The organism is Vibrio sp. YT-17, from assembly GCF_033337375.1.
GTDB lineage: Bacteria > Pseudomonadota > Gammaproteobacteria > Enterobacterales > Vibrionaceae > Vibrio > Vibrio alginolyticus.
This window is the reverse complement of sequence record NZ_JAWOQP010000002.1, coordinates 394,812-406,170: the sequence shown is the minus strand read 5'-3', so window position 1 is coordinate 406,170 and position 11,359 is coordinate 394,812. Positions and strand designations below refer to the sequence as shown.

The following is an 11,359-nucleotide window of genomic DNA, read 5'->3' as shown; positions in this document are numbered from 1 at the left end:
AGCTGAGATAACTCTCTCCATTTTGAGTTGGCAAGTAAGTAATATCAGCAACCCACAGTTGTTCTGGCTTCGTTGGTGTCAGCCCATCTTTCACTTTGTTTGGGTGACAGAAAAATCGATGACGGCTGTCAGTCGTTCGGTGATAGGTTCGTCTTGCTCTCACTAACAGCCGATGCTTTCTGAGAAGTTCAAAGAGCTTATCGCGACCTATTTGAATGCCCTTTGTTGCTGCTAAGAACTTCAGTTTACGCGTGCCAATGCGTGGCTGCTTCAGCCTGACTTCACGGACAAAGCCAATGACAGTATGCTCATGATGTTCACAACGAGATTGAGTTTGGCATTGCTTATAATAAGCTTGGCGAGAGATTTGTACTAACTGACAAAACTTCGTAACGCTCAAACCTACTATGGTTTTCTCTTGGACAACGCTTCTTTGTGCTTTTTTGTCACTCTAACACCATAGTCACGTTCCATAACGTTCACGACAGCTTCAAAGAAGTCGGCTTTGAGTTGAGCATCTTCGAGCTGCTTTTCAAGCTCTTTAATACGTTGCTCTGGTGTAGGAGGTGAGTTGAACTCGGTCATAGAGTCTCCTTTGGACATAAAGTTAGGTGTCCCTTTAGACCAATCTAGTCGACCATGCTTACGAAGCCAAACCAAAACCGTAGAGCAACCTTGGATGCCATACTTCTCTTGGGCTTGTTTGTAAGTGAGGCTTCCTTTTTCAACCTCATCAACTACAGTGAGTTTAAAAGCGAGGGAGTAATCGCGCTGAGTTCTTTTAGTTGTTGATTTCATAACACTCTCCAATTTTGGGGGTGGAAAGTGTCAACCTTATTTAGGACGGCACACAAAGATAAAACAAAGCCTCCTACTAATTGGAGGCTTTTCTTTTTAAACTTCGACTCACTTTCGTAAGTAAGCCAACGCTCTGCGAGTCAATGCTTCTGTGTAGGGATTGATCTTCCAGTGGTCGGAACTCCAACCTTTCACAAAGCGCTGAAAGTCTGCCCAAGCCACAGCAAACAAAGGACGCCATTCACGCTCGACTTCATTAGGGTCAAGATTCGGTTGATAGCCCATTAGCGCGTGTTGCAACTGAGCAAAATACGTATCCAAAACCCAAACTTCCATCTCTGCACAACGTTCTGGCTTAACGGCACTACTCATAAACAGTGCCACATCTTTCATGGCACACCCACATCCAACGTATTGAAAGTCAACCGCAGCAACGTTTGATTCTTCTTCATCAAAACAGAAGTTCGCCAATTTGGCATCACCGTGTACTAGTGTTTTAAACTTAGCTTGCGAAAGCGTTTGATCAATCAATTGAGCCGCATTTTGTAGCTCAGTGTCTTGCAATGCTTCAAGCTCGTCGGGTCTGGTTGCTAAGTGCCAGTATGTACCGATATGCCACAACTTATCAGAACGAACATCGATGTATCGCGCATGAAAGTTCGCCAACCAAGTGAGGCAGGCTTGTAGATGCTTTAGCTGTGCATCTGTGATGACTTTTGGAAAGCCCACCTCGGCGAGATCTTCCATCACAATGAGCCATTCATTCTCCGATTGGAACGTTTTTAGACCTTGTGGTACTCGGCAGCGAGTATCCACCCCTCCGGAAAAATACTCATACCAATTTACTTCCACCTGATAAGAGTGCAACTTTCTTTGATGAGAACGGTCCGTATTCCAGCCTCTAGGATGCTCTGAAGGCTTAGGGAGTTTTACATGCTTAATGATCACCGAACGAAGTGAATAAGTAACTCGGACTAACTCCCCATAGCCTCCCCATAGCGATTGTATGACTTCTACAGAGCGGTAATTACCGAGATTGAGTTCCTGGCCAATATTTTGGTAGCATTGGTGGTTGTTACTCATCATGCGAGCAGATGTGACCACGTTTGGTTCTTCTCCATATAGTGAATAACATATGGGCAAACTGGTTTGATTTGATAACCGAGTGACTCAATTTCTGGCAACACCGCTTCCATCATCACTTTTCCGTACCCCTTACCTCGCAGTGCTTCAGGAACAACCGTTGATGTAATGTGCATGACATTACCCTCAAGCTGGTAAATCACCTTGGCTTTATAGCCCTGCTCTAAATCAACCCAGAATGTACTATTCGTGGTCTCATGAGTTACTTTATGCATATCTTGCTCTCTAATTTTTGTTACAGATTGATTGAATCAAACTATATCACTGAATAAAATCGATACCATGCGAGAGTGCTGCTTCGCCTCACGCGATTACCTTCTTACATCAGGTACGACAATTATAATGAGAAATATGAGCCCAATTGCCAGAGACGGCAAGCTACCTCTGCAAAGCAAGAAGGCACCAGAACGTCAGGCAAGTACATTAAATAGCACCGATGCAATGGCAATGGTCGAACATGGCAGTGAAGTGAGCTTAAACGTCACCACCCCCGTTGGTACAAAGTTTATTACAACCAGCACATTTGTTGGCTGTCACTCAAATAATACTGCATTGATAGAGGTTCCGAACATCTCCGATGAAGACTTGAAGTTCTATTTTCAGGAAGGCTTTTGGATCAATGTAAAAGCCTACTCTCATCGAGGTGAAGGGGCCGTTATTCCATTTCGGGCCCAATTACAGCATCGACTAGGCGATCCGTACCCAATTTTGGTGCTAGACCTACCCAACACTATGCAGGTCTTTCAGCTTCGCAAAGAAGTGCGTTACGAAGTAAATTTGAGAGCGCGTGTTTGTTTAGAAGCCTATCGAACTGAATGCGAAATAAGAGATTTATCTCGTAGTGGCTGTCGTTTTGTAACATCACCAATGAGCCGACCACTTCAGGTTGGTGACCACGTTTCATTGGATCTAACGATGCCCGGAGAAAGTCGTATGCTAGCGCCGTTGCGAGGTCGTATTTGTAATTTACAAAAATCAACGCACTATGCTCGCTACGGAATGGAGTTTGATGAGGTTGGTAAAAACAACGCTAAAAACCTCCTCAGTCACCTCAAATTTGATGGGACTAAGCTCACACTAAAAAGATAGATTTGATAACCCCTATCGCTTATCAAGAAGCTTTGAAGTGCTAGAAAACAAGAAACCCCTTACTTTTCAGTAAGGGGTTTTTATTTACTAAGAATAAGGCAGTATCTTAGATAAGAGTCATGACTTAGAAGTCGTAACGTAGACCTAGCGCTAGCTCATCTTTTTCAGCCGCGCCTTCGTTATCCATTAGATCGAAGTTGTATGATGCGTAGCCACGGAAGTTAGGCTTGAAGTAGTAAGTTACATCAACAGCTAGGTTTTCTACAGTATCTGCGTCTTCTAGTTCACCTTTGTTGAACGTAGAAGTGAATACAGTTTGACCCATAGTGTAAGCAGCGGCTAGTTCGTAGCCTTTGTAATCAAAAGTCTTACCTGCAACATCCATATCCGCGCCAGTGTAGTTACCAGCGAAGTAGAAGTCACCTACAGAGTATGCAGCTACCAGCATGAACTCATCGCTGTCGTTTTGATCTGCGTAACCAGCACCTAGTTCAAAACCAGTGTTAGCAAACGCGTAAACACCAGATAGAGAGAAGCCATCTTCCTCGTTGTCTGTAAAGCCTTGTGCATCTGTTGTGCGATCAGCAAAACGGTAGCTAGCGCGTACAGCTAGTTGCTCGAATTGGCCTTTGTAAGACAGCATGTTATCTGTACGGTCAGAAACAGGCAGTTTAAGTGCTGCTGTGTTACCGTGGTAAGCCATAATGTCAGTAAAGTCAGTAAGAACCACTAGTGCGCCGTCGTTTTTACCGTAAGTTACTTCACCGTATTTGCCACCCAGACCCGCATAAGCGTAACGAGTTTCAAGACTATCTGTCTCACCAACTTTGTTACCTTTAGAATCAAATACATCATAAGTTTTAGTTACAAACTCACCTTCCCAAAAACCAACGCCGTATAGGTTTTCATTGATTTCCTGTTTGCCTAGGAAGTTAAGACGGATGCGAGTACGGTCTTCTGCCTTACCATCCATCATAGAAAGACGCGCTTCAGCGCGGCCGCCCATCTCAAGAGAAGTGCCATCTTGGTTGTATAGTTCTGAAGCGACAACTTGAGATCCTGATGCCATTAGCGCCACTGCTACAGCTAAAGTTTTTAATTTCATTGTTATTTTCCATATCATTGTTTTATATGTGTTTTCTCACCAGAAAAACAGGACTTTTCTGTACCAACGAGAAAACTGGCGGCATAGTAGCAGCTGTTATTTTTCACGCAACGTGTTGAATAAACAGCGCTTATAGAAGAAAACACCACTTAAAATGACGATATGAATACCTCTCAACCATCAAGTTATCGGTTGAGTTAAAAAAAATGTTCGCGTCAAAAAAAAATTGACGAAAAAAATGTAAAAACAATATCACAAAACGTGATATTGCCCGCAAAAAAAATCTTGTTAACTGACTGTTTTAGATAGACTTATTGATAATAAATCCGATTATTACAAACAAAAAAATCCCTGAGCATTCACTCAGGGATTTAGAGATTTGATAAGTAGATGATGAATTAAAGCTTAAAGAAACTTAATTGCTCTTTCTGCTTCTCTGCAAGTAATGAAAGCTCAGTACTCGCACTTGCACTCTGGCTGATGCCCGCTACATTTTGGTTTACAAGCTCCGACATGTTAACCACGTTGCGATTGATATCTTGAGTAACTTGAGACTGCTCTTCGGCTGCGGTTGCTACTTGCGTGTTTGAATCGTTGATGTTGGCGACCGACTCGGTAATTCCAACCAACGCGTCATTCGCTTGTTGCGTCAGCTCGTTGTTGCGGCTAAGCATATCAAGGCTGACTTGCATACTGTCATTCGCCAGCCCAGACTGCGCTTGAAGCTCTTCAATGATCGTTTGGATCTCTTGTGTCGAGTCTTGAGTACGCGCTGCTAGCATGCGTACTTCATCAGCTACTACCGCAAAACCACGACCAGATTCACCAGCTCGCGCCGCTTCAATCGCAGCATTCAATGCTAGCAAGTTGGTCTGCTCAGATACGCCGCGAATCACTTCAATAACATCGTTGATCTGTACAGATTGCTCTTTTAGACGCAAAACAACTTGCGCTGCATCGTTCAATGCTTGAGACATTTGCGCACTTGCTTCCGCACTTTCTTGGAAGATAGCCAAACCTGATTGAGCAAGTCCATCAGCTTCACGCGCGGTTGCGTCAGCAGAGGTCGCGTTATCACTCACATTATTCGCAGTGCTTGCAAGCTCGTTAACCGCAGATGCAACTTGCTCGATCTCCGCCAACTCTTGTTGAGCGTTCGCTTCCGCTTGCGTCATTACCGCAGCCAATTCGGTCGATGCAGATGCAACTTCCTCACTAATACGGGTTAACTGGTCCACAGTGTTGTATAACTGCTCTGCGGTTTGGTTTACATCTTTGCTCAGCTTAGAGATCTCATTGTCCCCATCGACATCTGCACGTACTGATAGATTACCCATTGCTAACTGACGCATCACTTCTTGCAGTTTTTGGATTGGTGTAACAATCATGCCAGATAGGAACCAAGCGCCTATCAGTGAGAAAGCAAATACCGCTAAAACCGTCAACATAGCGTTATTTTGCACACGTTCATTTTGCTGATGGCTTCTGATAGTAGATTGTTCAGCTTGCTCGTTTACATGCTTTGATAGCGTGTTAATTTGTTGGACCATTTCTCGGCCAACATTGCGATACTCTTTGACAAATGCACGGTACTCGCTATCCGATTTCAAACCTTGATCGTATTGGTTGAAGAAAGCAACTGAGCGCTCTGAATATCGCACATAGGATTCAATTGCTTGGCGAACTTTAACGGCATCGTCACGGAATAGATTTCGGGCTTCAATTGCGCTTAAATCGGCATCAACTTGCTTTAAGCCTTCTTTCAATTCGGTTAGAAAATTCTCACGACGAGAAGCATCGTAAATAGCGTAAACCGCGCTTATGCGCAGAGGGTAAATTTGGTCGTCAATACTCGCCAATGTGTCTTTGTGAAAAACCAAAGATTCTTGGTTGGAAGCAATAACATCTTGCTCTGCTTGAAGATTGTTTTTAGTAATCCAAAGAGCAATAAACAAAACAATCGCGGTAAATAATACCGGAACCAAAATTTGCGTTCGTACTGACAAATTTTTCAGTGATAACTGCATGACAGGGCCTCAGTTGTATGCGTGATGTCTATATCCAAACAAACTCGAGCTGTGCTTATAACAACGTTACTTTTCGGCAGTTTGAATATCTATGCTTCCTTGCGACGGGATAAATCCCAGACGAATAAACAAGTGGCGAATATTAGAGGTCGATCACACTTTTGTCTAGTACAAAAACTCTCCATTTTCAATCTGTTATTGACAATATCCCGACAGTGGCGTCGGGATATTGTCGTTATGATAAATTATGATCACTTATGATGAGATACATTCACATTTAGGACGGTTTCAGCCTATTTTCTCAACGAATTGAGCTTGGCTTGGGCAAGGCCAAAAATGGTATCGATTGGATAAGAGCCTTCATCGGTTGGCTCACCAGCAACTTTCCCCGTAAACAATTCGATAGCTTCAGTAACATGGTCAATCGCCCAAATATTAAACTCGCCTTTTTCGACTGCTTTCACGATGTCGGAACGAAGCATTAGATTGTGAACATTAGAGCGCGGAATAATGACCCCCTGCCCGTCATGACGACCTTTAATTACACACACATCATAAAATCCTTCGATCTTTTCGTTTACGCCACCAATAGGCTGAGCTTGGCCAAATTGATTCATCGACCCTGTTATCGCAATGTCTTGTCGGTTTGGTTGCTTTGAAAAAGCAGACACAACCGCACATAACTCAGCCATGCTGGCACTATCACCATCAACACCACCATAAGATTGCTCAAAGGTAATGGTTGTAGTTAATGGCACTCGTGCCGTTTTACCAAATACGGAAGATAAGTAGGCAGACAAAATCATCACGCCCTTAGAGTGAATACTGCCTCCCAAATCCACGCTTCGCTCGATATCGATAACATCCCCATCACCGTAACACGTCGTCGCTGTGATGCGATTCGGTGCACCAAACATGTAGTCACTAGTGCTCAATACCGAAAGTGCGTTCACTTGGCCTACGGCTTCTCCTTCGGTGCGAATCAGCGTTGTGCCGTTAATAAAGGTTTCCATTACGTTATCGCGTAATCGGCTTACTCGCATTTCTTGGTTATTGAGCGCCTCTTCAACATGCCCAATACGGATCATGTTAGAGTTGGCTTGACGAGCAACGTAGTTCGACTCTCGAAGCAAGTTGGCGATATTAGCCGAATGTAGAGATAGCTTGGATTGGTCGCCAGACAAACGTGAGCTGTATTCGATGATCCGAGCAATGGCTTTACGATCGCAATGCAGCATATTGTTGTCATGCACCACGCTAGAGATAAAGCGCGCGTAATGCAGCTCAGACTCCGGCGTACGTTTCATTTCATCTTCGAAATCTGCCGTCACACGGAACAGCTCGCTGAACTCTGGATCGTAATGTTGGAGTAATTGGTAAGTTCGGTAATCACCAAATAAGATAATTTTGATATCAAGCGGAATCGGTTCAGGATCGAGTGATACCGCCCCCGTCAATGTGACTTCTTTTTCTAGAGACGTAAAACTCAATTGACGAGCACGCAATGCGCGCTTCAAACCATCCCAAACGTAAGGCTGTTCAAGTACTTTCTGAGCATCCATTAATAGAACGCCGCCATTCGCCTTATGCAAGCTCCCTGCACGAATCAGCGAGAAGTCGGTAAACACCGTTCCCTTGAAAGTGGCAGTCTCAATCGACCCGAAGAGTGAATGATAATTGGGATTTTCTTCAACAACGATAGGAAATTCGCTGCTTTTACGGCTTACCAAGACGTTCACTTTATAACGACGTGGCAATTTTTTATCCAAGGATGCCGTCGCAATTTCGCCTTGCTCGCCACTTTGGTCAAGGAAGATATCTGCGTTTTCAACAATATCTTTTTGCAGCTCAGTTAAGTAGGTTTTGATTTCGGAATATTGCGCGTAATCCACTTTGAGTTTTTTGATGAAGTGAGTAATCACATCAAGTGTCACTTCATCATTGAGCTTTTTGATTTTATCGCTGTATGTCTCTTCCCACTCCGTAAGCTCACGAACCATCGAGCGCAATCTCACTTCGAGTTCATCAATAGCATCGCTGAATTGCTCTTGTTCTTTTTTGCTTAGTACATCAAAAGACTCTTCCGTATGAAGCTCATCACCGTTCATGGCGACAAACTGATAATCCCCCTGCGTAGTCAGTGTTAGGCTGATGCCCTTTTCTTTTGCCTCTCGACTAATACGATCCAGCTCGTTTTGTTGCTTAGCTGCCAATTGATTTTTTAATCGCTCAGCGCGGCTAAAGTACATTTCATTGTCGAATGCTAGGGGTAAAGCATTCAATAATTTGCCCATTAAAGCTTCAATATCAACACGTAGCTTATTTCCGATACCACAAGGCAACTTTAATACCTTTGGTGTACGGGTATCCTCAAAGTTCGCAACGTAACACCAATCAAACAGGGCTGCTGCATCGTGCTGGTGACGATTCAGATAGCGCAAGATCATGGTGCGTTTACCTAGCCCATTCTGACCAATGGCGTAGATGTTATACCCTTTCTCTTTGATGGACATCGCAAACTCGACCGCTTTTTGCGCGCGCTCTTGGCCCACGATTTCATCAATTGGAGGTAACTCCTTGGTCGACTTACATGGCATATTCTCTAGATCTGCTACAGAATATAGCTGCTTAGCTTCCAATCTTAGTATTGCCATATCCACTTCCTTTTTTCTTATTTTCGTTATTTGAGTGTAGAGATTATTTGCTTAATTTTAAGTGATTTACCTTCCACCCTAGATTGATTGGACATTTTATGAACACATAAGTGATATTAACACGCACTTGCAATTGATAATCAATTTCATTTAATATCTAAACAAATCAAATGTTGTGGAGATGGATATGAATATTGAGCAATGCTGGATGCGCTACTTAAAAGCGGAGCAACTGATGGAACAAGGCCATTGGCCAGAAGCTCATCGTTTATATGACGACGTGCTCAACAATCTACCCAACCACATTCATTTAGCGCTAGAAAATGCACAAACTAAACCTTGCCAGTTTGTATGTCTCATTACGGGACTTAGAGATGCTAGCGTGACGCAATCAGAGATTCTCAACAAACTCGGCTTACAGCATGATGCGTTCTCAATACTCAATCAAACTTACGCGCTATTTCAATTTTTGCAGCTAGAGAGCCATGAACTGATTGAGCGCGTAGGTCACCTACTTGGTCAACAGAGCGAAGACTTATTAGCTCACATGGCGGCATTTTGCTCTGCCCAACGTAATGCTCAATGGATGATAGAACTCGAGCACGTAACGCGCGCGCATGAGCAGTTCTTACATTTGCAAGCAATGAGTTCGGCAAAAGCTTCGCCTTCTCACCTGTATAATTAATCTAAAGCTCAAGCATTGAGGCCAGCTAGGTTTGTACTGTCCATTGCTTGAGTATCATTTGCTTTATCAACCACAAGGATCTGTGATGTCTTCTAAAACCATTCTTTCGGTGAACAACCTATCAGTCAGCTTTACGACAAACGATGGGATCGTCGATGCAGTAAAGAATGTTAGCTTCGATTTAAAAGCAGGCGAGACGCTGTCCATCGTTGGCGAATCTGGCTCTGGCAAGTCAGTATCAACCAATGCACTGATGAAACTACTGCCAGACAACGCTATTTTGCATGAAAACTCATCCATCATGTTCGAGGGTAGCTCCATCTTGGATAAAGCAGAGCGTGAAATGCAAAGTATTCGCGGTGATCGCATTGGCATGATTTTTCAAGAGCCGATGACCTCACTAAACCCGTACATGCGGGTGGGTATCCAAGTCGCTGAGGCCATCATGTGTCACCGCCCGGTCGACAGACGAACAGCAAAAGCAAAGGTGTTAGAGCTGTTTGAATTGGTTCATATGCCAAACCCAGAAAAAGCGTACAACAAGTACCCACACGAATTTTCTGGTGGTCAATTGCAACGCATCATGATTGCGATGGCACTGATTAACGAGCCCGATATTTTGATCGCCGACGAACCTACAACAGCGTTGGATGTCACGGTTCAAGCAGAAGTGTTGCACCTGATTAAAGAAATTCAGGCTCAGATGGGCATGGCAATCCTATTTATTACTCATGACTTAGGCGTCGTAAAACACTTTGCAGACCGTGTCATTGTGATGTGTAAAGGAGAAGTCGTCGAAGAAGGCGAAACGCAAACACTCTTCGAGGACCCAAAGCACGAATACACACGTATGCTAATCAACTCGATTCCTAAAGGCAGTAAGGAGCCTATTAGCGAAAGTGCTACACAGCTTTTAAAGGCCGACGATATACGAGTCAAATTCTTGGTAAAGTCGCATTTTATTGCGAGCAAGAATGAGTACTTCGAAGCGGTAAAAGGCATTTCTCTTGAGCTTAAACAAGGAGAGACCCTCGGGATCGTTGGGGAGTCCGGTTCAGGTAAGTCTACACTCGGCCGAGCTTTGATAGGTCTACTGCCCTCAACTGGCAAAATAGAATATAAAGGCCAAGATATGGCCTTGCTGACAAACAAAGAACGTTTTGAGCTGAAAAAAGACGTTCAGATGGTATTCCAAGACCCTTATGGTTCGCTTTCTCCTCGTATGACTATCGGCGAGATCATCTCAGAAGGATTAACTGTCCACCAACCAATGTTGAGTAAAAAAGAACGTATGCAGAAAGCGCGCGACGTGCTCCGTGAGGTCCGCTTAGATCCCGCGTCCATCAACCGTTATCCGCACGAGTTTTCAGGAGGCCAGCGTCAGCGTATTGCTATCGCGCGAGCACTGATCCTTGAACCTTCGTTTATTCTGCTTGATGAGCCAACCTCTGCATTAGACCGCTCGGTGCAACTGACAGTGATTGACCTTCTGAAAGATTTGCAGAAAAAACACAATATTGGCTACTTGTTTATTAGCCACGATCTATCAGTAGTTAAAGCACTCTCTGATCGTGTTCTAGTCATGCAAAAGGGCGAGGTCATGGAGCAAGGTACGGCCGAAAAGATTTTCCAAAACCCTAAAAATGACTACACGAAAAAACTGATAGATGCCTCATTTGATCTTGAAAACAATGAAAATCAGCACAATGCGGCTTAGGTTCATCACAGTTTCATATTCATAAACTAGGATTAAGAAAAGGTGATAAATTCATCTTGTCTTAAGAATGGCGTAGCTGCCTTTCGGTTTGGCCGCCGAGACTGGTTGGTTCAAGAGTCAGACTTAGTCAACCTGGCTCAA

Annotated in this window: 8 protein-coding genes and 1 pseudogene; 3 read left to right on the top strand and 6 right to left on the bottom strand. The window is 43.9% G+C overall.

Annotated elements, in window-relative coordinates:
- The 3 genes and pseudogenes from R7F67_RS03875 to R7F67_RS03865 form a co-directional block, all read right to left on the bottom strand.
- Positions 1-798, bottom strand: a pseudogene (locus R7F67_RS03875) (IS3 family transposase); the annotation flags it as partial.
- Between the two features lie 108 nt (positions 799-906).
- Positions 907-1,884: an ecdysteroid 22-kinase family protein gene (locus tag R7F67_RS03870; RefSeq protein ID WP_258475744.1), complete on the bottom strand. Its 978-nt coding sequence runs from the start codon at positions 1,882-1,884 to the stop codon at positions 907-909.
- The gene (locus tag R7F67_RS03865; protein WP_213875884.1) at positions 1,881-2,156 is read right to left on the bottom strand and encodes a GNAT family N-acetyltransferase; all 276 of its coding nucleotides are present in this window, start codon (positions 2,154-2,156) and stop codon (positions 1,881-1,883) included. The genes R7F67_RS03870 and R7F67_RS03865 overlap by 4 nt, the downstream gene beginning before the upstream one ends.
- 127 nt (positions 2,157-2,283) lie before the next feature.
- On the opposite strand from R7F67_RS03865, the gene R7F67_RS03860 reads away from it, so the two are divergent.
- A complete protein-coding gene (locus tag R7F67_RS03860) occupies positions 2,284-3,030 on the top strand; it encodes a flagellar brake protein (protein WP_042521645.1) in 747 nt (248 codons plus the stop codon).
- 124 nt (positions 3,031-3,154) lie between these two features.
- Here the strand turns inward: R7F67_RS03860 and R7F67_RS03855 are convergent, their stop codons facing one another.
- From R7F67_RS03855 to R7F67_RS03845, 3 genes are all read right to left on the bottom strand, one after another.
- Positions 3,155-4,135: a porin gene (locus R7F67_RS03855; protein ID WP_025768571.1), complete on the bottom strand. Its 981-nt coding sequence runs from the start codon at positions 4,133-4,135 to the stop codon at positions 3,155-3,157.
- 398 nt (positions 4,136-4,533) lie between these two features.
- Complete coding sequence (locus R7F67_RS03850) at positions 4,534-6,162, bottom strand: methyl-accepting chemotaxis protein (protein ID WP_258475741.1); 1,629 nt, start codon at positions 6,160-6,162, stop codon at positions 4,534-4,536.
- A gap of 293 nt (positions 6,163-6,455) precedes the next feature.
- Positions 6,456-8,816, bottom strand: coding sequence for a Lon protease family protein (locus tag R7F67_RS03845; protein ID WP_005375118.1), 2,361 nt, complete (start codon positions 8,814-8,816; stop codon positions 6,456-6,458).
- Between the two features lie 187 nt (positions 8,817-9,003).
- Here R7F67_RS03845 and R7F67_RS03840 point away from each other — a divergent pair, with 187 nt between their 5' ends.
- Both R7F67_RS03840 and R7F67_RS03835 read left to right on the top strand, forming a co-directional pair.
- Complete coding sequence (locus R7F67_RS03840) at positions 9,004-9,501, top strand: hypothetical protein (protein ID WP_017635485.1); 498 nt, start codon at positions 9,004-9,006, stop codon at positions 9,499-9,501.
- Between the two features lie 85 nt (positions 9,502-9,586).
- Entirely contained in the window at positions 9,587-11,218 is a 1,632-nt protein-coding gene (locus R7F67_RS03835; RefSeq protein ID WP_104976437.1) for an ABC transporter ATP-binding protein, read from the top strand.
- The last annotated feature ends 141 nt before the right edge of the window (positions 11,219-11,359 follow it).

Bases quoted from the DNA above. Each gene is read 5' to 3' on its own strand.
- R7F67_RS03860 (WP_042521645.1), top strand. From the start codon at position 2,284: ATGAGAAATATGAGCCCAATTGCCAGAGACGGCAAGCTACCTCTGCAA.
- R7F67_RS03855 (WP_025768571.1), bottom strand. From the start codon at position 4,135: ATGAAATTAAAAACTTTAGCTGTAGCAGTGGCGCTAATGGCATCAGGA.
- R7F67_RS03835 (WP_104976437.1), top strand. From the start codon at position 9,587: ATGTCTTCTAAAACCATTCTTTCGGTGAACAACCTATCAGTCAGCTTT.
- R7F67_RS03870 (WP_258475744.1), bottom strand. From the start codon at position 1,884: ATGATGAGTAACAACCACCAATGCTACCAAAATATTGGCCAGGAACTC.
- R7F67_RS03845 (WP_005375118.1), bottom strand. From the start codon at position 8,816: ATGGCAATACTAAGATTGGAAGCTAAGCAGCTATATTCTGTAGCAGAT.
- R7F67_RS03840 (WP_017635485.1), top strand. From the start codon at position 9,004: ATGAATATTGAGCAATGCTGGATGCGCTACTTAAAAGCGGAGCAACTG.
- R7F67_RS03865 (WP_213875884.1), bottom strand. From the start codon at position 2,156: ATGCATAAAGTAACTCATGAGACCACGAATAGTACATTCTGGGTTGAT.
- R7F67_RS03850 (WP_258475741.1), bottom strand. From the start codon at position 6,162: ATGCAGTTATCACTGAAAAATTTGTCAGTACGAACGCAAATTTTGGTT.